The sequence below is a fragment of the Bacillus sp. JJ1566 genome, assembly GCF_036962685.1.
Lineage (GTDB): Bacteria > Bacillota > Bacilli > Bacillales > Bacillaceae_L > Ferdinandcohnia.
On sequence record NZ_JBALOP010000025.1, the window covers coordinates 36,445 to 59,087 of the forward strand.

Consider the following 22,643-nt stretch of genomic DNA (forward strand, 5'->3'; position numbering starts at 1 on the left):
GAGTGCTGCCTGTTCAGCTGGTGAGGAGCCCTATACTCTTGCAATGATTCTCTCAAAATTTTTACCTTTGCACCAAATATCCATTTTTGCCACTGATATTGATGAAAATATTCTTACAAGAGCTAGGATGGGAATATATCCTGAACGTTCACTTCAAGAGATGCCATCTGACATGAAAAAACAGTACTTCACCCAGGATGGTGGATTTTACAATCTTCATCCAGACATTAAAAAGGCCGTGACTTTCAAAAAGCAAAATTTATTAGCAGATTCCTTTGGAACCAATTTTGACTTAATCATCTGTAGAAATGTTTTAATCTATTTTACCGAAGAGGCGAAGGACATGCTTTATAGAAAATTTGGCAATGCCCTAAAAAGTAATGGAATCTTATTTGTTGGGAGCACTGAACAAATATTTAATCCAGCGTCATATGGAATGGAAACAGAGGATACATTCTTTTATCGGAAAAAATAAACGTTTCGAAAAATGACAATTCTAATAATGTTTGTTAAAATATAGGAATCGAATTTGCCTTTTGGTAAATTCTTTTTCTTTATTCTCGTGGAAGCATAATCAAGAATTTTTGAAAAAATCTATCCGAAATTACAAAGATTATGATATATTGATACATAATCGCTTTAAATTACGAAAGTGAAATTCGTTTTTCACTCTATCATATAAGGGGGAAACATAAATGAGATATTTAACAGCCGGAGAATCACATGGACCGCAGCTTACAACAATCATTGAAGGTGTACCTGCAGGACTCGAAATAACAACGGAGGATATAAACCTTGAACTTGCTAGGCGCCAAAAAGGACATGGTCGAGGAAGAAGAATGCAAATTGAAAAAGACCAAGTAAATATCGTTAGTGGTGTAAGGCATGGTAAAACACTAGGTTCCCCAATTGCATTAGTTGTTGAAAACAATGACTGGAAGCACTGGACAAAGATTATGGGCATTGAACCGATTACGGACGAAGAAGCGGAAGATATTAAACGTAAAATTACACGCCCGCGTCCAGGACATGCAGACCTCAATGGTGCCATGAAATATGGACATCGAGATATGAGAAATGTTTTAGAAAGATCTTCTGCTCGTGAAACAACAGTGCGTGTTGCTGCTGGAGCTGTAGCTAAAAAATTCTTAGCTTCTTTAGGAATCCAAGTAGCTGGACATGTACTTGAAATTGGTGGCGTTCGTGCTAAGGATACGACATATTCAACACTTGAAGAATTAAAAACAAAAACAGAAGAATCACCTGTCAGATGTTTAGATGAAGAAGCAGGCGCAGAAATGATGAACGCGATTGATGAAGCGAAGAAAAATGGCGACTCAATTGGTGGAATTGTAGAAGTTGTTGTTGAAGGCGTACCAGCAGGTGTTGGAAGCTATGTTCATTATGATCGAAAGCTTGATTCTAAAATTGGAGCTGCCATGTTGAGCATCAATGCCTTTAAAGGTGTAGAATTTGGGATTGGTTTTGATGCTGCAAGAATTCCTGGTAGTCAAGTGCATGATGAAATCATTTGGGATAAAGAAAATGGCTATAAGAGAAGAACGAATAACTTAGGCGGATTTGAAGGTGGCATGACAAATGGTATGCCAATCGTGGTTCGAGGCGTCATGAAGCCTATTCCAACATTATATAAGCCACTAAAAAGTGTAGATATTGAAACAAAGGAAGTATTTGAAGCAAGTATTGAAAGATCGGATAGCTGTGCAGTCCCTGCTGCTTCCGTTGTTGCTGAAGCTGTAGTAGCTTGGGAAGTTGCAAATGCGATTGTTGAACAATTTGGTCAAGACAGAATCGATTTAATCCAAGAAAATGTAGCGAAAATGCGTGAGTATTCGAGGGAATTTTGATGGACAAGTTGACCATTTCAACAAAATCGAAATCATATCCGATGTACATCGGGACTGAAATTATTGATCAACTGCCTCAGGTAATAGAGGATACATGTAAATCGGTATCAAAGGTACTCGTCATATGTGACGAATCTGTTGCGGCACTTTATTTAGATAAAGTGCTCGACATCCTTAAGCAACAATATGATGAGCCGTTATCATATGTGATTCCTGCTGGGGAAAGTGCAAAATCTTTTGAAATGTATTTTCAATGCCAAACCTTCGCACTTGAAAAAGGATTGGATCGTTCTTCTGTGATCCTTGCCTTAGGTGGGGGTGTTGTTGGAGATTTAGCTGGGTTTGTAGCGGCAACTTTCATGCGCGGTATTTCGTTTGTCCAAATTCCAACTACATTACTTGCCCATGATAGTGCTGTAGGAGGCAAGGTTGCGATTAATCATGAACTTGGAAAAAACATGATTGGCGCATTTCACCAACCGAATGCGGTTTTATATGATATTGATTTAATGACGACATTACCTAAAGTAGAGCTTCGTTCAGGCTTTGCCGAGGTAATTAAGCACGGATTAATTTGGGATTCGGAGTTTTACGGGTGGTTGACTGAAAATATTACATCTTTAGAAGATTTAAAAGGTGAAAAACTCCAATATGCTGTATTAAAGGGTGTAGCTGTTAAAGCAAAAGTTGTTTCCGAGGATGAGCAGGAAAAAGGACTCCGTGCCATCTTGAACTTTGGTCACACCTTAGGTCATGCGATTGAAGCGGAATCTGGTTATGGAAAAATAACTCATGGTGATGGGGTAGCAATTGGGATGATTTTTGCTTTAAAGGTAAGCGAAAAGATCTTTAATATCGATCTATCATCTGAAAAAATTAGGGAATGGTTCCGTTTATTCGGATTTCCTACAACTATACCTGAAGGATTAGACCGAGTTAAGCTTCTTGAGCGTATGAAGCATGATAAAAAGGCTACATCTGGAAAAGTGAAAATGGTCTTGTTAAAACAAATTGGCGAAACAGTCATTCAAGATATTGATGATGAGCAATTACTTCGTTTTTTGAAGGATTTTCATTAAGTAGGTTGCTAGCGCAAAAAGGAGGGGCGAAGATGATACGGGGAATACGAGGTGCCACAACAATTGAAGTTAATAACAAACAAGAAATATTAGCTGCAACTGAAAAGCTATTACGTGACATGATTTCTGAAAACAAGATTGAAGCAGATGATGTTGCACAAATTCTTTTTTCAACAACTGAAGACATTGACGCAGCTTTTCCTGCTGCTGCTGCAAGACAAATTGAAGGCTGGGCATTTGTCCCAGTAATGAGTATGAGAGAAATTCCTGTTCCAGGCTCACTACAAATGTGCATTCGTGTGATGATGACAGTGAACACAGCCGCCAAACAAGAAGAGATCCAACATATTTACCAAGGTGGAGCCGTTGTCCTTAGACCAGACCTTTCCACTATCAAAGGTAATAATTAAAAACAATACATTGACAAAAACGCTGTGCATACGATAAGATAAATAACAATATTTAGTATAGTAAGAGTTTAGTAAGTTTTCTGAGTAGTTTTTGAGTCGAGTTTAGGGTAGATGAGAATGAGAGAGTTTAGCCGAGGTTAGCAGAGTTTATTTATGTTTACTTCTACCCAAAGATACGGATGTGTCTTTGGGTTGTTTATTTTTATCGTTTTTTCTAAAAAGCGATTCCAATCTTTATATACCTCCTAAATCCTCATTCTCCATATTACATGGAGGAGTGAGCCAATTGAATACGTATGATTTTTCCTCGTTTGCGTCCGATGCCAAGCAATATCGGACAATTCCGATTGTCAAACGTTTCTTAGTCGATACGTTGACACCCATTCAAATTTTTCAAAATTTAAACAACGAAGCATCCTTTCTACTTGAAAGTAAGGATCATGAATCCGACTGGTCTCGGTACTCATTTATTGGACTAAAGCCATTTCTGTTCATGAATGAAAATAAAGGTCACTATTATGTGAAAAATGAAAACCAGCAAAGCTTGGTAAAAAAGCCAACAATGAAGGATGCCTTTAATTGGATAAAGGATTATCTTGTCCTAAAACCACTTGATATTGAAATTCCTTTTTATGGAGGAGCAGTTGGTTATATTGGCTATGATGCAATTTCTACCTTTGAAAAGGTTAAAGAGCATTCAAACAATGATCTAAATATGGAACGTTACCAATTTTTCTTTTGTGAAACGATTTTGGCGGTAGATCATCATTCACGCGAATTGATTGTCATTCATTTTATTCGGTTAAATGGCGGAGAAGATGAAAGGATTCAAAAAGCTGTTTTTGAACATGCCAATTCCAAAATCAATATGTATTTATCGCGAATTATTCAAAACAAAGAACAAAGTGAAATGTTATTGCTCCCAAAAATACATGAAATACCGAATGTAACGGACATAAAAACAAATTTCGAAAAACAAGATTTTCTAGATGCGGTAGTTAAAATAAAGGACTATATTACCGCCGGAGATATTTTTCAAGGAGTTTTATCACAACGCTTTGAGATTCCGGTTTCTGTAAGTGGATTTCAGCTTTACAGGGTCTTGCGGATGGTAAATCCTTCACCCTATTTATTTTATATCAAAATCAATGACATCGAGATTGTCGGGAGCTCCCCTGAACGTTTAATTAAAATTCATAACAAACATCTTGAAATTCATCCCATTGCTGGAACAAGACGAAGGGGTAAAACGAAGGAAGAAGATGAGCTGCTAGCTACGGAATTACTTCAGGACGAAAAAGAGAAAGCAGAGCATTATATGCTCGTTGACTTAGCAAGAAATGATATTGGGCGGGTATCCACATTTGGTTCAGTTAAAACACCTGTACTTATGGAGATTGGTCGTTTCTCACATGTTATGCACATTATTTCAAAGGTAACTGGTGAATTAGATGAGAAAATTGACCCATTAGATGCATTACTTTCAGCATTCCCAGCAGGAACTGTATCCGGAGCACCAAAAATTAGAGCGATGCAAATTCTTGCTGAGCTTGAACCAACAGCACGAAACTTGTATGCAGGTGCCATTGCTTATATTGGGTTTGATGGAAATATAGATTCGTGTATTACGATTCGAACAGCAATCATAAAAGATGGTGTTGCTTATGTCCAGGCAGGAGCAGGGATCGTCGCTGATTCAGTTCCTGAACATGAGTGGATGGAAACAGTTAACAAAGCAAGCGCCTTAATTCAAACAATCCAATTAGCTGAAGAAGCTTTCGATAAGGAGGATATTCATGTTTAAACAACTTTTAAATAAATGTATCAACGGTGAGGTTTTAACTGAAGAAGAAAGCTATCAAGTGATGGATGTTATTATGTCAGGCGATGCAACTGCAAGTCAAATTGCAAGTTTGCTTTCAATCCTTCGTTTTCGCGGGGAAACAGTCGATGAGATGACCGGCTTTGCTAGAGCGATGAGAGAGCATATGATGCAGTTAGATTATGAAAGTGATCAAGTAATTGATACTTGCGGAACAGGTGGAGATGGCGCTTCTACCTTTAATATTTCAACTGCATCTGCAATCGTTGTCTCCTCCTTAGGAATAAAGGTTGCGAAGCATGGAAATCGAGCTGTGTCATCAAAAAGCGGTAGTGCCGATGTATTAGAGTATTTAGGTGTTGAAATACAATCGACACAAGAAGAAGCAAAAGCGGCCTTAAATAAACGAAACATGAGCTTTTTGTTTGCACCTATCTATCATGCAGCGATGAAGCATGCGGTAACTCCAAGACAGGAAATTGGATTCAGAACCATTTTTAATCTATTAGGACCGATGGCGAACCCGGCTAGATGTAAAAAACAGGTGTTGGGTGTGTATTCTACAGATTATGCAGAAAAAATGGCAAATGCCCTCGGAAAGCTTGGTTCAGAGCATGTTTTATTCGTCTCAGGCCGGGATGGACTAGATGAATGCAGTATTACAACTGAAACAGATATTGTGGAATTGAAAGATGGGGAAATAACTAGATTTGTTCTTTCGCCTGAGGATGTCGACCTTCCACGTGGAAATATGGAAGATATCCAGGTTTCATCTGTTGTTGAGAGCGCCAACCTGTTGCGGGATGTTTTATATAGTAACGCCAATCAAAGTGCAACGAATATTGTTTTGCTAAATGCAGGAGCAGCGATTTATATTTCAGGAAGAGTAAACAGTATTCGTGAAGGTGTTGAGATGGCAAGAGAAGCGATTGTAACTGGAATTGCCAGGAATCAATTTGAACAACTAAGAAGTCGTGAGGTGGAGTACTATGCTAAATAAAATCCTTGAACAAAAGAAAATCGAAGTAGAAAACATAATCTATCCTGAAATAGATTGCGAGGTTGAAAGAAAGTCGTTGTATGACGCACTCTCTAATCCAAACCGTTCACTTGGCGTCATTGCTGAAGTGAAAAAGGCATCACCATCAAAGGGAGTCATACGAGAGGATTTTCATCCAGTCTCCATCGCAACTGAATATGAGGAAGCGAAAGCGGATGCCTTATCTGTATTAACAGATAAAAAATTTTTTCAAGGTTCATTACATTATTTAATGGATATAAAGAAAAAAGTAAATATCCCTGTGTTGCGTAAAGATTTTATTGTTGATGCAAAGCAAATTAGACAAAGTGAAAAAATTGGGGCAGATGTCATTTTGTTGATTGGAGAAGCATTAGAACCCAATCAATTACATGAATATTATTGCGAGGCTTATGAAAGAGGCTTAGAGTGTTTAGTTGAAGTCCATTCACGGGAAACGCTGGAGCAGGTTTGTAGCATTTTTACCCCAATCATTCTTGGCATTAATAATCGAAATTTAAAAGTATTTGAAACTTCCATTACACATACAGAAGAAATTGCAAAAGAAGCTCCTTCCGAAAGTCTTGTTGTAAGTGAAAGTGGAATTCACACTCCGCAGGATATTAAGGACATCATTCAATATGGAGCTAAGGCTGTTTTAATTGGCGAGGCTTTTATGAAAGCAAAGTCTCCTGGAATCGGGATTAAGCAGCTGTTTGGAGAGGTTCCATATGCCACAACCTCTCATTAAATATTGCGGGAATAAAACGTTAGAGGATGTGCGGGTAGTTGCAAAAAGCAAAGCACATTATATTGGTTTTATTTTTGCAAACAGTAAGCGAAAGGTAAATCCCGTTGATGTAAATAAATGGTTGAAAAAAGTGGACCTATTGGATAAAAAAACGGTTGGGATCTTTGTGAATGCGAAACTAAATGAAATCGAAGCGGTATTGGGTGAAGTCTCTTTATCGGTCATACAGTGCCACGGGACTGAGTCGGTTGAATTTATTAAACTGGTAAAAAATAAAACTGGCTTAAACGTATGGAAGGTTATTCATCATGATGAACAGGGTCTTCGGACAATGAAAGAGTTTGCTGGTGTTGCTGATGGATATGTTGTTGATACTAAAGTTGTGAATATGTGGGGGGGCACTGGTGTTTCGTTTAATTGGGAGTCCATACCTCTCTATCAGCAGGAAGCAAGAAATCAAAATGTTCCTTGTTTCATAGCTGGAGGAATCGATTCTAAAAATATTGAAACTTTACTTGGCTACGATATTGATGGTTTTGATATTTCCAGTGGAATTGAACATAAAGGAAAGAAAGATCACACAATCATACAAACTATAGAGAAATGGGTGGATAAATGTGTTGAACGTACCAAATGAAAATGGGAGATTCGGTGATTTTGGCGGTAAGTTTGTACCTGAAACCTTGATGAAACCATTAGAAGAAATCGAACGGGCATTGGAAGAAGCTTACAAGGATGAAGAATTTCGTAATGAATATATTCGTATATTAAAAGAATACTCAGGACGACCAACAGCACTTACATACGCTGATCATTTAACGAAAGAACTAGGTGGAGCGAAAATCTATTTGAAGCGTGAGGACTTAAACCATACCGGAGCCCACAAAATAAACAATGCAATTGGTCAAGCGCTCCTTGCCAAACGAATGGGAAAGAAAAAGATAATCGCTGAAACCGGGGCTGGTCAGCACGGTGTAGCTGCTGCGACAGTTGCAGCTAAATTTGGACTGGAATGTAAGGTATTTATGGGTGTGGAGGACATCGAAAGACAAAAGCTTAATGTATTCCGAATGAGACTTTTAGGTGCTGAGGTTATCCCGGCCACTAGTGGTAACCAAACATTAAAGGATGCAACAAACGAAGCAATTCGGTACTGGGTACAGCATTGTGAGGATCACTACTATATGATTGGATCGGTCGTAGGTCCGCATCCATATCCAAAAATGGTCCGTGACTTCCAACGAATTATTGGTGATGAGGCAAGAGAACAGTTCCTAGAACGTGAAAATGAACTGCCCACCGCAATTGTTGCCTGTGTGGGTGGTGGAAGTAATGCAATTGGCATGTTCTATCCGTTTTTAAAGGATGATATATGCTTAGTTGGTGCTGAGGCTGCCGGTAAGGGTGTCGATACATCCTTACACGCAGCAACAATTACAAAAGGTACTAAGGGAATTATTCACGGCTCGTTAACGTATCTTTTACAGGATGAGCACGGTCAAATTACTGAGCCATACTCCATATCTGCTGGACTTGATTATCCAGGAGTTGGCCCTGAGCATGCTTATCTATCCGATAGTGGAAGAGTTAAATATGAAAGTGTAACAGATAAGGAAGCACTGGATGCCTTACAAATGTTAACTCGCATTGAAGGGATTATTCCTGCTATTGAATCTGCACATGCGATGGCAAAAGCAATCCAAATGGCAAAAGAAATGTCACCAGACGAATCCATTCTCGTTTGTTTGTCCGGCCGTGGTGACAAAGACGTCCATTCACTCATGACATACTTAGAAGAAGGAGAGGCTACTAATGAACACAACCTTTACGAACCGATTGCCCAAGGCTGAAAAACTATTTATTCCATTTATCGTTGCAGGTGATCCACATCCAGATGTGACCATTGAAATCGCACTTACCTTGCAAGAGGCAGGAGCTTCCATCCTTGAACTAGGAATTCCATATTCTGATCCATTAGCCGATGGACCTGTTATTCAAAGAGCCTCTGCTCGTGCTTTAAAAAATGGGGTTACATTGAAAAATTCAATGAATCTTGTTTCAGAAATGAGAAAAAAAGGGCTGAAAATTCCTGTAATTATCTTTACCTATTACAATCCTGTGCTACAATTAGGAGAAGAAAACTTTTTCGCTTTAGCGCGACAAAATGGTATAGACGGATTGCTTGTACCAGACCTTCCTTTTGAAGAAAGTGAAGACCTCAGAAGAAAATGCGAGAACGAGGGATTGAAATTTATCTCACTAGTGGCTCCGACGTCTTCAAGTCGAATTGAAAAAATCGCCTCACATGCACAAGGTTTCCTATACTGCGTATCATCCCTTGGTGTTACTGGTGTTCGAAATTCGTTGAATAATGAGGTATACTCGTTTTTACAGGAAGTAAAACGCTATAGTAATATACCTGTAGCAGTTGGGTTTGGAGTCTCTAATTCTTCTCAAGTAGAAGCACTTAAGGACTATTGCGATGGGGTTATCATGGGAAGTGCCCTTATCCAAAAGATTGAGGAGCATCTACCGGAATTAGTAAATGAGGAAACAAGAGCTACCGCCCTATACCATTTCAAAACTTTTGTAAGTGATGTATTGCATCCTATAAAAAATTAAGAGGTGTAGCTTCAGATGAATGTCAAAGAACAGCTATTAGACTTAAAACCATATCAACCAGGAAAACCGATTGAAGAAGTGAAAAGAGAATATGGCTTAGAAAAAATTGTGAAATTAGCTTCAAATGAAAATCCATATGGATGCTCAGAAATAGCCAAGGAAGCAGTAAAAAACAGCTTAGATTCATTTGCCGTTTACCCTGATGGCTATGCTACTGAATTAAGAGAAAAGCTTGCAAAGCATTTGGGTGTGGATGGTAAACAAATTCTTTTTGGAAATGGGTCTGATGATGTTATTCACATTATTACAACTGCGTTGCTTGCGCCTGGAAAAAATACAGTTATGGCGAATCCATCATTTTCTCAATATAAGCATAATGCCATTATTGAAGGAGCGGAGGTTCGCGAGGTTGAGTTAATTGATGGCCATCATGATCTTGATGGAATGCTAGGACAAATCGATGAGAATACAGAAATTGTATGGGTCTGCTCTCCAAACAACCCTACAGGAGTGTATGTGAATTCAGAAAAACTACATACCTTCTTAAAGCAAGTTCCAAGTCATGTTCTAATTATTATGGATGAAGCTTACTATGAGTTTGCAGCAAATGAAAAGGATTATCCGAGTACAGTTGCTCTTTTAAATGACTATCCAAATCTTCTTATTTTAAGAACTTTTTCGAAGGCATACGGGCTGGGCGGTCTACGTGTTGGCTATGCAATCGGAAATCGCGATTTTATTAACAAAATTGAACCTGTTCGTCAGCCGTTCAATTCCAATCGAGTTGGTCAAATAGCAGCATCTGCCGCATTGGATGATCAAGACTTCATTGCAACTTATGTTGAAGAAAATAAAAAAGGCCTGCAGCAGTTCTATACATTCTGTGAGGAAAATAATTTATCTTATTATCCATCGTTCGGAAATTTCATTTTGATAAATTTTGAACAGCCAGGAGATAATGTGTTTCACTATTTATTGGAGCGTGGCTTCATTGTTCGATCAGGAAATGCTTTAGGCTATCCAACTAGTGTTCGAATCACAGTCGGTACTGAGGAACAAAATAGTGAACTCATAGCTTTACTTACAGAAATGCTAAAAAATCAAAAGAACTAATACTATGGGGGTTCCTTGTAACCCCCATTCGTGTTTCTAATACGGTGGTGATGGTATGAAAACAAATGTGCTTGTGATTGGACTTGGTTTAATTGGGGGTTCAATTGCGCTTGCAATTAAGAAGGAACATCCTGATGCAATCATTTATGGTTTTGATAGTAATACAGAATCATCACTACTAGCAAAAACATTGAAGGTGATTGACGAAGCTGTATTTGAACTAGAGGAAGTCATACATACGTGTGATTATATTTTTATTTCGGTTCCGGTCAAACAAACCGTTGGCATTATTCATGAATTAAGTACCTATGCACTTAAAAAAGATGTTATTGTGACCGATGTCGGAAGTACGAAACAACAAATTGTTCAAATAGCAGATTCTATTTTGGGAAATCAAGGGGTAACCTTTGTCGGTGGCCACCCGATGGCTGGCTCTCATAAAAGCGGGGTTGTTGCTGCAAAGGAACATTTATTTGAAAATGCATTTTATATTTTTACCCCGCATAATGAGGCATCTTCAAGTAAATTAGCTGTTGAACAGCTAAAAGCCTTATTAATAGGGACAAAAGCAAATTTTGTAATAATGACGCCAGAGGAGCATGACCGAGTTGCTGGTGTGATTAGCCACTTTCCGCATATTGTTGCAGCGAGTCTTGTTCATCAAGCCCAAAAATATGATAAGGAAAATGAGCTCGTGCGTCCGTTAGCAGCTGGAGGTTTTCGAGATATTACTAGAATTGCATCTAGCAATCCTTCAATGTGGCGTGATATATTATTACAAAATCGGAATGTATTGCTAGACCTTTTTGAAAAATGGATAGACGAAATGGAGCAAATCCGAAATTTTGTGGCAAATGGCAATGCTGATCATATTTATGATTATTTTTTGGATGCTAAAAACTTTCGTGATGGTCTTCCCTCACGTTCAAAAGGTGCAATCCCTTCCTTCTATGATTTATATGTTGATATTCCGGACTATCCAGGTATTGTTTCTGAAATTACTGGACTTCTCGCACAGGAAAGAATAAGCATTACAAATATCAGAATTATTGAAACGAGAGAGGAAATCTATGGAGTGCTAAGAATTAGCTTCCAAAGTGACGAGGATCGTCAGAAGGCGAGAGTTTGTATTGAAAGCAAGACCAGTTTTGGTACATATAATGGATAATGGAAAATGTTTTCTAGGGGTGGTAATATGGATTCGCTAAAGCTACGTACAAATATTGCTGGATTAAATGGTTCAATTGATATTCCTGGGGATAAATCGATTTCCCATCGTTCCATTATGCTTGGCGCTATCGCACAAGGAAAAACGATTGTAGATAACTTTCTACTAGGGGATGACTGTTTAAGTACGATTAGCTGTTTTGAAAAATTAGGTGTAAAAATAAAACAAGACGAGAATCATGTTGAAATCGAGGGAGCAGGCTTCGACGGGCTACGTGAGCCAATTGAGGTATTAGATACAGGCAACTCAGGAACGACCACTAGATTAATGGTTGGTCTTCTTTCAGGTGTCCCCCTTCATACCTGCATAATCGGTGATGAGTCAATTGCAAAAAGGCCGATGAAACGTGTTACTGAGCCACTGCGTCAAATGGGTGCGAAAATAGACGGAAGAGATGACGGTAATTTTACCCCTTTAGCGATCCGTGGAGGGTCATTACAGGGGATTGACTATGTTTCCCCTGTAGCAAGTGCACAAGTAAAATCCTCGATTCTTTTAGCGGGTTTACATGCTAAAGGAACAACAACTGTTACTGAACCACATAAATCGAGGGACCATACCGAACGTATGCTACGAGCTTTCGGTTGTGAGGTGGAAGAGGACGGACTTACTGTTAAGTTAGCTGGTGGTCAGAAATTAACTGGGACAAATATTCAAGTTCCTGGTGATATTTCCTCAGCTGCTTTTTTCCTTGTAGCAGGGGCGATTGTGCCAAATAGTCGAATTACGTTAAAAAATGTTGGGATGAATCCAACTAGAACTGGGATTATTGAGGTTTTGGTTAAAATGGGAGCTCGTCTCGAGATTGAAAATGAAAGAATTAAGAATAATGAACCTATTGCTGACTTAACCATTCAGACTTCGGAGTTAACAGGTATTGAAATTGGTGGCGACATTATTCCTCGTCTGATTGACGAAATTCCTGTTATTGCGTTATTAGCTAGTCAAGCGCAAGGAAAAACGGTGATCAAAGATGCAGCGGAATTAAAAGTGAAGGAAACAAATCGAATTGATACTGTTGTCGCTGAGCTATCAAAGCTTGGTGCAGTAATCGAGCCAACTGATGATGGGATGATTATTTATGGTGACAAGAAACAATTGTCTGGTGGAAATGTCCATAGTCATGGTGATCACAGAATTGGAATGATGCTTGCTGTTGCAGCGTGTATTGCAAATGGTGAAGTAACCCTGTCAGATTCTGAATCCATTTCTGTTTCATACCCAAGCTTTTTTGAACATCTAAATGTATTAATTGAAGAAATTTAACACTTTAAAACCCATGGAAACTAAACTCCATGGGTTTTAAGTATTTACAGGACAAAATTTAACATACATCCTCCACTTTTCGCATAGCTTGTCTTAAGGATATTTGTACACTGATGAACTGTGAAAGGAGAGGTTTGATGCCATATATATTGGAAAAAGCGAATGTCCTAAAAGATAACAAGGTTGTTACATGCTCGATTCTTATAAAAAATCAACGTATTGATTATATGAAAGAAAACCTCAAAAGACTTTCTTTTATGAAAACGAACTTATCCCAATATTTATTAACACCTGGACATGTTATGATGAACTACTCCTTTACGAAGGAACAATCATTTCAAACATTTAAAAAGGAAATGACGGAAGGCTATTTACAAAAAGGTTGTACAACATTACTTGTCATGAGTGATGTGAAGAATGAAAATGAAATAGCTATTTCACTTAAAAATACAAGACATTTTTTATTAAATAGCCCAATTGATTTCTATTTAGGCGTCCGTATTCCAATTGAAAGTTTAACTCCATCTTTTCTAGTCGCGTGTAGGCGTAAAAAAATCCCGGTAATAATTGTCACGATTAATAAAATGGATGATTTATACAAGGTACCATGGGGCTGGATTAGGGAGTCCTATCATTCCTATCAAATTCCAATCATCCCAGAATGGAAAATGAAAGAGAAAGCCATTTTGAATAGCAGTCGAAAGGAAATGATTTGGAGGGAGATTACCAAGGATAATCGAATCCCGACAATCCCGGTCTGCCCAAGTATGGATGAGCCATTATCTATTGATATGTTAAAAAAGATTGGGATTTACCCTGATAAAGGAGATATTCGCGTTGGTGGGGAACTGGACTACAATCTCTATAATCATGATTCAATAAGCTATTCAGTTGATGAAAAACCATCTCTCGATTATCATAAACTTATACCTACTATCACCATGCACAAGGGAAATTTTACGAAGGTAGACAACCAGGTATACTTTCGTTCCGGTTTTGGTAATGAATGTATAGTGAAAAAACCCGGTTTTTTTGTATCATCTTTTGATAAAGGTGTATTGGTGAATGAGAGATAGATAAGAGGAGTTAATAAATCATGCATAGATTAGAGGAAGCAATTCAGCTAGTAGAAAACGGTAAGGTAGAAGAAGGGCTCAAATCCTTAAAAAAGCTAAGAGAATACTCAAATGATGATGAGAAATATACAATTGCTGAGAATTATTTTAAATGGGGCTTTGTCGAGGAGGCAAAAGAAATCGTTGAGGAATTAATATCCCGATACCCTGACGAAGGTGAATTATTTGTTTTTTTAGCAGAAATCCTGATTGACCTTGATATGGAAGAGGAAGCAATCAATATTTTAGAACAAATTGCCGAAAATGACCCCGTATACTTAGAATCCCTTGTTTTACAAGCTGATTTATTCCAAATGCAAGGTTTATATGAAGTTAGTGAACAGAAGCTACTTTTAGCGAAGGAAAAAGCAGATGATGAAACGATCATTGATTTTGCTTTAGCTGAATTATATTCAAGTCATGGAGAATACAACAAAAGTATCCCTTATTATGAGAGGGTTTTACGCAGAAATGATGAAATAGCGGGTGTTAATGTTAACGCTCGAATTGCGGAAAGTTTTAGTACAACAGGTAAGTTTGAAGAAGCTCTTCCGTTTTATGAGGAAGCCATCAAAAAACAAGAAGATAGCAACACATTGTTTGGTTTCGGTGTTACCGCTTATCAAGCAAAATTTTATAAAAAAGCAATTGAAGTTCTGGATCGACTAAAGGAACTTGACCCGGACTATGGTTCTCTTTATTTATATCTTGCGAAGGCATATGAAGAAGAGGCTAGCTTAGCGGAAAGCTTTAAAGTCTTATTAGAAGGGCTTGAAGTGGAGTCATTAAACAAAGAACTGACTTTCTACGCTGGTAAAATATCTATGATGCTAGGTGATAAGGAAAATACGGAAAAATATCTTCGTGCAGCTGTGGCAATAGACCCAGGGTATGTGGAAGCAATTTTACAACTTTCAAAGTTTTTACTGCGTGAAGAAAGATTTGAGGATGTAGTCGAATGCCTTGACTCCGTCATGAGCTATGGTGAGTATGATGATCGATTCGAGTGGGATCTTGGCCTTGCGAAAAATAAATTAGAACAATATTCGGATGCATTAAACCATTACCGTCATGCATATACTTCTTTTAAAGAAACTCCAGAGTTTTTAGAAGAGTTTGGATATTTCTTGTTGGAGGACGGAAAAAGACAAGAGGCAATCGAAGTATTTAAGGAACTTTTAAAGCTTGATCCAATGAAGTACGAGATTGAATCATTAATTTCTGAGTTGGAGTAAGTTAAATTTTTTCGGTTAGAAGGATATTTTGATGTAAATGTTGAAGTATATCAGTATATTAACTTTATTCAGCCTTGGACTGAATAAAGTAAGCCTCCGGCGGATGCCACGATTTTTCAGAGGAAATTTTTCGAGCGTAGGATCAAAGACTAAAAACGCCACGTCCTGATGTCTTCGTCTTTGTGACCCACCTCGTGTGTGCCTAAAAAATCGGGCCCAAATACGCCAAGGTGCATTTGATTTTTCAACTCAATACTAGCAGAGGAGGGAAGCATGCGATGACTACCCCTGTATCTGTCAACGAGAAAAAAGACTTTATTCGCTGGTTTCTAAATAATTATCAGCTAAAGAGAAGAGAGTGTGTTTGGATTCTAAACTACTTAATGAGCCATGACCAACTCATGAAAAATGTCCACTTTGTCGAGCAAGCCCAATACTGTCCTCGAGGAATCATTATGTCGACGCATTGTGTTGATGATGTACCTTTCCGTTTTTATAAGGAAAACGTCATGACAACTGATGCTGAAAAGTCATTCCATGATATTCGATTAAACAGGGAAGAAGAAATTTATATCCAACTTAATTTCAGATCGTCCTTCCATTCTCCGAATTATGTGGCTGTACTCGAAGAGAATCCATATATGCCTAAGCATCTTCAGGTGAACGAACAGGATAAAGAGCTTGCGAAAAAATTTCTAGAGGAATCCATTCACCTGTTTCAAAAAGAGCATCTGTTAAAGCGAATTGATGAAGCGCTTGATAGACAGGATAAAACAGAGTTTCAGAGGCTGACTGAACAGCTAAAGCAATTATAAAATAGTGAGTTAAAATGTAGGGGCTGACTGGGTGTCAGTCTTTTTTATTTATGCTAAATATGGTATGGTAGTTTGGGAGTTTAGCTTTGAATGCTACTTAGAGTACGCGCATTGATTTAAGAACAGCAAATGGGAAAGGAAGCATACATAATGAAATGGGTAACAAAGGATATGGATGTTTATTTACAGGCAAAGGAATATGTTGATACAGCTGTTATTCCATTGATTCCTGTTTCGCTTGAAGGGAATTTGAAAAATACAGTTTCAATGGGAGAGTTCATTACCATCCTTTCAAATGAAGTGGAACGACAATTTAAAGGAAGAATCATATTATTTCCTGCCTTTACCTATTCAAATGGAGAAGGTCTAGAAATGGCGAAGAGTCGTTTAAACCAATGGACAAGCGATTTGATTGGCGGTGGGATGAAGCATACTATTTTTATCACTTCTGATAGCAGCTGGAAGCAAGTAGAATTTGACTTAAACGGCTCACTTATTTGGCTGCCTACCTTACCACTTGAATATGTAGAAGAAAAATACAAGCAAACAATGCTACAGGATCAAATGAAACAACTTGTTACATTATTTACGAACATTTGGCAAAAATAATTCATTATGTGAAAATAATAATAAAAAATGCCTAACTTTTCCTTAGAAAGTCACATAGTTGCCATTGTTTCAGCAAATCCTATTATTGACCTCTACCAAATATTGATATATCATGAGAATGTCCTAGTTTTAAATGTGTACAATTATGTCCGGTTTGGACTTAGCTTAGCATAGAGGGGGGAAAAAAATGAGCGAGAATAAACAACGGGTATCAAGACGCCAATTTCTAAACTATACACTAACTGGTGTAGGTGGTTTCATGGCAGCTGGAATGTTAATGCCAATGGTCCGCTTTGCAATTGACCCATTACTTCAGCCTGAAGCTGAACATGACATGGTTCAAGTGGTGAGTGTTGATAAGATTACGAATGATCCACAAAAATTTGATTTTAAAGTAAATCAAGTTGATGCTTGGTATGAATCAGACGTTGCATATTCTGCATGGGTTTATAAAAATGATAAAGGCGACATCGTTGCATTATCACCAGTATGTAAACACCTTGGATGTGCAGTTTCTTGGGCTGAAGATCCAGCTAACCCGGATCGTTTCTTCTGTCCTTGTCACTACGGTTTATACGAAAAGGATGGTAAGAACGTGCCTGGTACACCACCAATGGGCCCATTAGATTTATATGAAAGTCAAGTGAAAGATGGTTATTTATATTTAGGCAAAACAAAGTCAAATCCTGTAGGAGGAAAGTAATCAATGTTAAATAAGATATTTGATTGGGTTGATGAACGACTTGATATTACTCCTCTATGGGCAGATATTGCAGACCACGAGGTTCCTGAGCACGTAAACCCAGCGCACCACTTTAGCGCATTTGTTTATTGCTTTGGAGGACTAACATTTTTTATCGTTGTCATCCAAGTTCTTTCTGGTATGTTCTTAACAATGTACTATGTACCAGATATCATCAACGCATGGAATTCTGTCTACTATTTACAAAATGAAGTAGCGTTCGGACAAATTGTTCGTGGAATGCACCACTGGGGAGCGAGTCTTGTAATTGTTATGATGTTCTTACATACTCTCCGTGTATTTTTCCAAGGTGCTTATAAAAAACCGCGTGAGCTTAACTGGATTGTTGGAGTATTAATTTTCTTTGTAATGTTAGCTCTTGGTTTAACAGGTTATCTATTACCTTGGGATATGAAAGCGTTATTTGCAACAAAGGTTACACTCGATATTGTTAATGCAACACCGATTTTAGGGCCGTACTTAAAGACGTTAATTGCGGGTCATACTGAAATTGTTGGTGCTCAAACATTAACGCGTTTCTTCGCGATTCATGTGTTCTTCTTACCAGCTGCATTATTCGGTTTACTAGCTGCTCACTTTATCATGATTCGCCGTCAAGGTATTTCTGGTCCACTATAGGATGCAAGACCTTTGACTTCACGAAATGAAGTGTAAATTAAACAGCACTTTTAACAGTTTATCTAGATTAAAATGAAATATATGTACAATCTCTTTTGAATGAAAATTCTCTAAAAAGGAGGGGGACCGATTATGCATCGCGGAAAAGGAATGAAATTTGTTGGGGACTCCCGTGTTCCTGTAAGTAATAAAAAGCACATTCCTAAGGATTACTCCGAGTATCCAGGAAAAACAGAAGCGTTCTGGCCAAACTTCCTACTAAAAGAATGGTTAGTTGGTTCTGTATTCTTAGTAGCTTTTTTATGTTTAACAGCAGCACACCCATCACCATTGGAAAAAATCGCTGACCCTACTGCGTCAGGATATATTCCACTACCAGACTGGTATTTCTTATTCTTGTATCAATTGCTTAAATATTCATATGCATCAGGTCCATACACAGTAATTGGTGCACTTGTAATTCCAGGACTTGCTTTCGGAGCACTTTTACTTGCTCCATTCCTAGATCGTGGTCCAGAACGTCGACCATCTAAGCGTCCAATTGCTACTGGTCTTATGCTTTTAGCTATTGCTGCAACAGTTTACTTAACTTGGGAATCTGCTTCTCAAGTTGACTGGGAAGCAAGAGCTGAATCTGCTAAAATCGTAGCAGGGGCAGAGATTGATAAGGAATCTGAAGGATATCTGCTATACCAAGAAAAAGGCTGTATCGGATGTCACGGTGCTGACTTAGAAGGTGGACCTGCAGGTAAAGCGTTAGTTGATAACGGACTTTCACCTGAGGAAATTGCAGACATTGCGGTGAATGGTCAAGGAGGCATGCCTCCAGGTATGTTCGAAGGAACTGATGAAGAATTACAGAAGCTTGCTGAATTTATTTCAAGCGTAACTTCTAAATAATCAAGCAAAAAGCTGACTTTTTATAGGTCAGCTTTTTTCATCTTGACAAAGTAACCGCTTTTAAGAGAATCTTGAGGTAAGAAAAATGGAAAGTTGGTACATAAATGAAGTGGATTACATATTTAATGGGGCAACGCTGGGTACTTTGGATTCTTTTACTCATTAATGTTCCAGGTACTATTTACGGTTATATTTGGTACGAAAGTCAACTAAACATTACGCCACCAAAATTTTTAATTTTTGTTCCAGACAGTCCAACGGCAAGCTTGTTTTTTTGCTTTGTGTTAATTGCGTTTTTGCTAAGAAGTAATTGGCCGCTTATTGAAGCATTGGCCGTCGTTACCCTTTTTAAATACGGAATTTGGGCAGTCGTCATGAATATACTTACCTATTTTGTCGATGGTCTAGATGTTTATGGGTATATGCTTATCTTTTCTCACCTTGGGATGGCGATTCAAGGACTATTATATGCTCCGTATTATCGCATAAAGCCGATTCATTTAGTAATTGCGGCCGTATGGACCCTACATAACGATGTCATTGATTACGTTTTCTTTATGATGCCAAGTTATAGTGTGCTCGATCAATATATTCCACAGATCGGTTATTTTACATTTTGGCTAAGTATCGTTTCCATCTTAATTACATATCTACTTTGTATAAAAAAAGATCGCTACCAGTTAGACCTCCAATAAAATTGTTGGTCTACTCTTGTCCAATCTATCATACATTTTAATAGATGTTTGAGGAGGGACAAGTATGAAAATTTCTAGAATAATATGCATTCTTTGTTTTATAATTATGATTCATCCTATATCCATAAACGCTACCTCCAACGAAGAAAACTGGGATAAGCTTGATCAAATTTCGGATCAGGCTTTGCAAATGGTGAAGCAAGAAAGATACAAGGATGCCAAGCAATTATTAACACATTTTTCAAATGAATTCCTACGTATGAATCAGCGTGAGCAATCTTTTTCTATTGATGAACTTCGGATTATTTCAGTAACCCATGATTCAGCCATTGAAGCAGTTACCTCTACTTCGCTTAGCTTTGAAGAGAGAATCAATCGGGTTACCCAATTTCGTTTAGTGGTAGATGCGATGAGATCTGAGCATCAGCCGATGTGGACGGAAATGGAAGATTCGATTATGACGACGTTTGGGCAAATGAAAGAGACTGTTGAAGAAGGGGATAATGAAACATTTAATCAATTGCTTACTATCTTTCTATCAAAATATAATATGATACATCCGAGTATTACAGTAGACATTACACCCCAGGATGTTCAAAAAATAGACTCGCATATTGCATTCTTAGGTACGTACCGTAATGAGGATTTGAAGGCAGTTACTAGAAAGCAGCAGCTCGACCAAATGGAGCTAGATTTAAAAAACATGTTTGAGCGTATGACAGAGGATGATGCCGACCCGTCATTAATTTGGGTGATGATCTCAACAGGTGGGGCGATAATTCTTACATTAATCTATGTCGGTTGGAGAAAATATAAGGGTGACAAGCAAAAACGCCAAAAACAAAGAGATTACGATGATCGCTGAAAGTGGGGCAACCCACTTTTCTTTTTTTATTTTTTTTGTAAGCAAGACAATTGACATTGGAAGAGACTCTAACTAAAATTAAATTATATTATAGTTTGGAGGAAATAAAATGATTCTAGTTTATTTTGCTTTGATCATTATCATTCCGATATATGCGCAAATTAAGGTTAAGAGCGCATATAAGAAGTATTCACAAATTTCTTCCTCGTCTGGCATGACAGGTGCGGAAGTAGCAAGACGAATACTTGATCAAAATGGTTTGTATGATGTAAGAATCGAAGAAACACCTGGTGTATTATCAGACCATTATGACCCAAGGTCAAAGGTTGTTCGACTATCAACAAACAATTACTATGGTAACTCAATTGCAGGTGCAGCAGTTGCGGCCCATGAAGTTGGACACGCAATTCAAGACCAACAAAATTATGCTTTCCTTCGTTTCCGCCATGCACTTGTACCGGTAGCGAATATTGGATCAAATTTTTCTTGGATTTTAATCATTGCAGGTTTAATTTTCACATTGCCAAGCTTAATGCTCTATGGAATTATCTTTATGGCAGCAGCAGTATTATTCCAGCTTGTTACACTACCAGTTGAATTCAATGCCTCGTCAAGAGCAATGAACGAAATTGTCTCAGCAGGCGTCATTAGAAACGACGAAGAACGCGAAACAAAAAAAGTACTAAACGCAGCAGCACTTACCTATGTTGCAGCAGCTGCAGTAGCGGTTCTTGAGCTATTGAGATTGATCTTAATGTATACAGGAATGACCCGAGAAGAATAACAAACGAAAGCTGGTTAACCAACGTGGATAACCAGCTTTTATATGCTAAAATTCAATTTTTACCCATAAATCAACGCTCAATCGGCTTTTTATTCTCATCCAACGTAAAACCTTCTCCAAGCACATCGTGTACATCACTAACTGAAACAAAAGCATGTGGATCTACAGAGATAATCACCTGCTTTAAACGACCGACTTCACTTCTTCCGACAACACAATATAAAATATGCTTCTCCTGCTTCGTATACGAACCCATTCCCTTTAAGATTGTTACCCCTCGTTCCATCTCATGTAAAATCTTTTCAGCAATCTCACTATTCTTTTCTGAAATAATCATAGCGCCTCTAGCTGCATATGCTCCTTCCTGCATAAAATCGATCACCCTTGCCCCGATAAAGACAGCAAGCAACGTGTACATAGCCTCACGGTAAGAAAGATAGAAAATGAGGGAGACCGTAATAACTACCGCATCAAATAAAAACATCGTCCGTCCCATCGGCCAGCCAACATATTTTCGAACAAGCCTTGCGATAATGTCAACTCCACCTGTTGTTCCACCATAACGAAAAATGATTCCAAGACCAACTCCAATAAATACTCCCGCAAATAATGCAGCTAGCATTAAGTCTCCATCAAGAGGGATATCAAATTGATACCGTTGAAAGAACCATAAAAATATTGAAACACTTACAGTACCGATAAGTGTATAATAAAATGCAATACGACCAAGTAGCTTCCAACCAAGAAAAAACAGTGGAACATTTAAAATTAAATTCGTATAGGACGGATCAAATTTAAATAGAAAATAGAGCAATAGCGTGATTCCTGTAAAACCACCCTCCGCAAGATTATTTTGCATATTAAAATGCACGATTCCAAACGAAAATATGGCGGAACCTAATAAAATGAAAATAATATTTTTTATCGAAAACTTCAACGTAATATACCCCCGAAATAGAAATAATTGCCACTTTATTATAAAGTATGGGTGAAAAACAAACAAATCATGTCGTATATAGATTCAAATACGCCTTGGCGTACTTGCGCCCGATTTTTTTAGGCCCACA

At 38.0% G+C, this 22,643-nt stretch carries 24 protein-coding genes; 23 read left to right on the forward strand and 1 reads right to left on the reverse strand.

Translation table 11 applies throughout. The features are described 5' to 3' along the window. From V7112_RS10795 to V7112_RS10905, 23 genes are all read left to right on the forward strand, one after another. The coding region (locus V7112_RS10795; RefSeq protein ID WP_335418953.1) for a CheR family methyltransferase at positions 1 to 475 on the forward strand (475 nt) is incomplete at its 5' end. 220 nt (positions 476 to 695) lie between these two features. Continuing rightward, positions 696 to 1,868: a chorismate synthase gene (gene aroC, locus V7112_RS10800; protein ID WP_335418956.1), complete on the forward strand. Its 1,173-nt coding sequence runs from the start codon at positions 696 to 698 to the stop codon at positions 1,866 to 1,868. After that, complete coding sequence (gene aroB / locus V7112_RS10805) at positions 1,868 to 2,947, forward strand: 3-dehydroquinate synthase (protein WP_335418958.1); 1,080 nt, start codon at positions 1,868 to 1,870, stop codon at positions 2,945 to 2,947. The genes aroC and aroB overlap by 1 nt, the downstream gene beginning before the upstream one ends. A 32-nt stretch (positions 2,948 to 2,979) precedes the next feature. Further along, positions 2,980 to 3,357 carry a chorismate mutase gene (gene aroH / locus V7112_RS10810; protein WP_335418961.1) on the forward strand — a complete coding sequence of 126 codons (378 nt, stop codon included), beginning with the start codon at positions 2,980 to 2,982 and terminating at the stop codon, positions 3,355 to 3,357. 286 nt (positions 3,358 to 3,643) lie between these two features. Continuing rightward, positions 3,644 to 5,161 carry an anthranilate synthase component I gene (trpE, locus tag V7112_RS10815; protein ID WP_335418965.1) on the forward strand — a complete coding sequence of 506 codons (1,518 nt, stop codon included), beginning with the start codon at positions 3,644 to 3,646 and terminating at the stop codon, positions 5,159 to 5,161. After that, a complete protein-coding gene (trpD, locus tag V7112_RS10820; protein WP_335418968.1) occupies positions 5,154 to 6,179 on the forward strand; it encodes an anthranilate phosphoribosyltransferase in 1,026 nt (341 codons plus the stop codon). The genes trpE and trpD overlap by 8 nt, the downstream gene beginning before the upstream one ends. Next, positions 6,169 to 6,948, forward strand: coding sequence for an indole-3-glycerol phosphate synthase TrpC (gene trpC / locus V7112_RS10825; RefSeq protein ID WP_335418971.1), 780 nt, complete (start codon positions 6,169 to 6,171; stop codon positions 6,946 to 6,948). The genes trpD and trpC overlap by 11 nt, the downstream gene beginning before the upstream one ends. Further along, positions 6,929 to 7,585 (forward strand): phosphoribosylanthranilate isomerase, encoded by a 657-nt coding sequence (locus V7112_RS10830; protein ID WP_335418974.1) that lies wholly within the window; start codon positions 6,929 to 6,931, stop codon positions 7,583 to 7,585. The genes trpC and V7112_RS10830 overlap by 20 nt, the downstream gene beginning before the upstream one ends. Continuing rightward, positions 7,566 to 8,798, forward strand: coding sequence for a tryptophan synthase subunit beta (gene trpB, locus V7112_RS10835; RefSeq protein ID WP_335418977.1), 1,233 nt, complete (start codon positions 7,566 to 7,568; stop codon positions 8,796 to 8,798). The genes V7112_RS10830 and trpB overlap by 20 nt, the downstream gene beginning before the upstream one ends. Next, positions 8,761 to 9,570 (forward strand): tryptophan synthase subunit alpha, encoded by an 810-nt coding sequence (gene trpA / locus V7112_RS10840; protein WP_335418981.1) that lies wholly within the window; start codon positions 8,761 to 8,763, stop codon positions 9,568 to 9,570. Before trpB ends, trpA begins: the two co-directional genes overlap by 38 nt. A 15-nt stretch (positions 9,571 to 9,585) precedes the next feature. Further along, positions 9,586 to 10,683, forward strand: a complete 1,098-nt coding sequence (hisC, locus tag V7112_RS10845) for a histidinol-phosphate transaminase (RefSeq protein ID WP_335418984.1) — start codon at positions 9,586 to 9,588, stop codon at positions 10,681 to 10,683. A 55-nt stretch (positions 10,684 to 10,738) separates the two neighbouring features. Next, positions 10,739 to 11,851, forward strand: coding sequence for a prephenate dehydrogenase (locus tag V7112_RS10850; protein ID WP_335418987.1), 1,113 nt, complete (start codon positions 10,739 to 10,741; stop codon positions 11,849 to 11,851). 27 nt (positions 11,852 to 11,878) lie between these two features. After that, the gene (gene aroA / locus V7112_RS10855) at positions 11,879 to 13,177 is read left to right on the forward strand and encodes a 3-phosphoshikimate 1-carboxyvinyltransferase (RefSeq protein WP_335418990.1); all 1,299 of its coding nucleotides are present in this window, start codon (positions 11,879 to 11,881) and stop codon (positions 13,175 to 13,177) included. A gap of 137 nt (positions 13,178 to 13,314) precedes the next feature. Further along, the gene (locus V7112_RS10860; protein ID WP_335418993.1) at positions 13,315 to 14,253 is read left to right on the forward strand and encodes a hypothetical protein; all 939 of its coding nucleotides are present in this window, start codon (positions 13,315 to 13,317) and stop codon (positions 14,251 to 14,253) included. A 20-nt stretch (positions 14,254 to 14,273) separates the two neighbouring features. Continuing rightward, entirely contained in the window at positions 14,274 to 15,527 is a 1,254-nt protein-coding gene (locus V7112_RS10865) for a tetratricopeptide repeat protein (RefSeq protein ID WP_335418997.1), read from the forward strand. Between the two features lie 278 nt (positions 15,528 to 15,805). After that, a complete protein-coding gene (locus V7112_RS10870) occupies positions 15,806 to 16,342 on the forward strand; it encodes a ReoY family proteolytic degradation factor (protein ID WP_335418999.1) in 537 nt (178 codons plus the stop codon). Between the two features lie 150 nt (positions 16,343 to 16,492). Then, positions 16,493 to 16,951 carry a YpiF family protein gene (locus V7112_RS10875; protein ID WP_335419002.1) on the forward strand — a complete coding sequence of 153 codons (459 nt, stop codon included), beginning with the start codon at positions 16,493 to 16,495 and terminating at the stop codon, positions 16,949 to 16,951. A 187-nt stretch (positions 16,952 to 17,138) separates the two neighbouring features. Continuing rightward, positions 17,139 to 17,654, forward strand: a complete 516-nt coding sequence (locus tag V7112_RS10880; protein ID WP_335419005.1) for a ubiquinol-cytochrome c reductase iron-sulfur subunit — start codon at positions 17,139 to 17,141, stop codon at positions 17,652 to 17,654. 3 nt (positions 17,655 to 17,657) lie between these two features. After that, positions 17,658 to 18,332, forward strand: coding sequence for a menaquinol-cytochrome c reductase cytochrome b subunit (gene qcrB, locus V7112_RS10885; RefSeq protein ID WP_335396534.1), 675 nt, complete (start codon positions 17,658 to 17,660; stop codon positions 18,330 to 18,332). Positions 18,333 to 18,464: 132 nt separating this feature from the next. After that, a complete protein-coding gene (locus tag V7112_RS10890) occupies positions 18,465 to 19,232 on the forward strand; it encodes a menaquinol-cytochrome c reductase cytochrome b/c subunit (protein ID WP_335419007.1) in 768 nt (255 codons plus the stop codon). Between the two features lie 104 nt (positions 19,233 to 19,336). Next, positions 19,337 to 19,927 (forward strand): DUF1405 domain-containing protein, encoded by a 591-nt coding sequence (locus V7112_RS10895; RefSeq protein WP_335419010.1) that lies wholly within the window; start codon positions 19,337 to 19,339, stop codon positions 19,925 to 19,927. A gap of 64 nt (positions 19,928 to 19,991) precedes the next feature. Further along, positions 19,992 to 20,792, forward strand: a complete 801-nt coding sequence (gene ypjB / locus V7112_RS10900; RefSeq protein WP_335419012.1) for a sporulation protein YpjB — start codon at positions 19,992 to 19,994, stop codon at positions 20,790 to 20,792. 109 nt (positions 20,793 to 20,901) lie between these two features. Further along, on the forward strand, positions 20,902 to 21,576 hold the full coding sequence (locus tag V7112_RS10905; protein ID WP_335419015.1) for a zinc metallopeptidase: 675 nt from the start codon (positions 20,902 to 20,904) through the stop codon (positions 21,574 to 21,576). 70 nt (positions 21,577 to 21,646) lie between these two features. Here the strand turns inward: V7112_RS10905 and V7112_RS10910 are convergent, their stop codons facing one another. Further along, positions 21,647 to 22,513 (reverse strand): YitT family protein, encoded by an 867-nt coding sequence (locus V7112_RS10910; protein WP_335419017.1) that lies wholly within the window; start codon positions 22,511 to 22,513, stop codon positions 21,647 to 21,649. Positions 22,514 to 22,643 lie beyond the last annotated feature (130 nt).